The organism is Cylindrospermopsis sp. CR12, from assembly GCF_001432185.1.
GTDB classification, from domain to species: domain Bacteria; phylum Cyanobacteriota; class Cyanobacteriia; order Cyanobacteriales; family Nostocaceae; genus Raphidiopsis; species Raphidiopsis raciborskii.
This window is the reverse complement of the sequence record NZ_LMVE01000129.1, coordinates 6734-8121: the sequence shown is the minus strand read 5'-3', so window position 1 is coordinate 8121 and position 1388 is coordinate 6734. Positions and strand designations below refer to the sequence as shown.

General features: G+C 41.1%; 1 protein-coding gene. It reads left to right on the top strand.

Annotation, left to right across the window (positions count from 1 at the left end; translation table 11 throughout):
• The coding region (locus ASL19_RS17955) for a hypothetical protein (RefSeq protein WP_161808611.1) at nucleotides 1-1388 on the top strand (1388 nt) is incomplete at both ends.

The window sequence follows — 1388 nt, the reverse complement described above, 5'->3', positions numbered from 1 at the left end:
GTAGATAACTCATCTGTTATTTGCGATGGATGTCCCGTATCAGGAACCTGCAAATCTTTTCAAGGATTTCTCATAGACCGCAAGACTGCATTAGAACAAGACCGAGTCCGTATCCATCCTGAATCAATAGATCCCACCATTTTCGATTCTCCTTTACCCATTGGAGCTATTTGGGATGAAAATATCATCAAGTTTAAAAAAGATATTACTTTCACTGAAACAGACTTAAATGCTACCTTGGGTTTTCTAGCACATAACACAGAAGTATTGGTAAAATTTCTACCTTTGTTAAATGGAATTAGAGAATTCTTTAAAGAGAAGAGCAGCCCTTACAACGGATATGAAAGGGAAGAAATTCTTGCCCGCCTACCGGAAGTAACCAGGGAGCATCTAGATTTGGCAACCAACCTTGTCCCCGACCTTTCCTTTTTAGAAAACTTTTTTAATGGAGTGCATGGTAATAGGTCAGCCAACTTGAGCTTGAGAAAAGAGTCAGTGAAGGAAACTGCTGAAACCATAAATAATATGGGTAAACAGTGGTTATTACCTTTTGTAAGAGCTATTACGGAAAAAGGATTTTTATACTATAAGAAAGGGGTCTTCACCATTTCCGTACCGGAAGAGAAACACACCAAAATAATGGAAGCTGCCAAAGTTAATATCATATTAGATGCTACAGCGGATCCAGAATACATAGTAACAGCATTAAAAATGGAGAGGGAAAAGACCATAGTTTTAACATCGGAAGTGGAAACCCCCAATCTGAAAATAAAAATCCTAACAGGGATGGGGAATTTAAGACCCCAGGGCAAGGAAAGAACTAGCAGCAAACAAAAGAGAGTAGATGCAATAAGAGAAAAATTTCTCACTCTTTTTCCCGATGGAGTAGTTTTTGAGTATAAATCAGTAGCTAGAGAAGGGGACAGAGTCCACTTTCGAGACAGTAGAGCAAACAACACAGACCAGGAGAAAAAAGCCTGCTTGTTATTAGGAGTCCCCATCCCTAATCTTGCTGATGCCCGAGCCGCCTGGGAAATTGGGTTGGGTGGGGGAAAAGGATTTGATGATTACCTAGGGAGGTTAACTGTAGCGGAGATATGTCAAACCATAGGTAGACTGAGAGCTAGTCGCAGACCCAAAGAGGAGATAATAGTATACATAGCAGGAGATACCAGGTTTGACTTGGGCAAAGCCCTCAAAGAGAACTTTAATGGAGCGGAAATAACTACACAAGACGTGGGAGAAATTTGCCCTGAAGCAGGGGATGCCAGCCATAGGGTTTTAGCGCTGGTTAGCAAGGGAGTAAGAAAACTGATAGAAGAGGGTAAAAAAGTGACTCAACAAAACCTAGCTAAAGTAGCGGGTATAGGACAGTCAACCATAGCAGA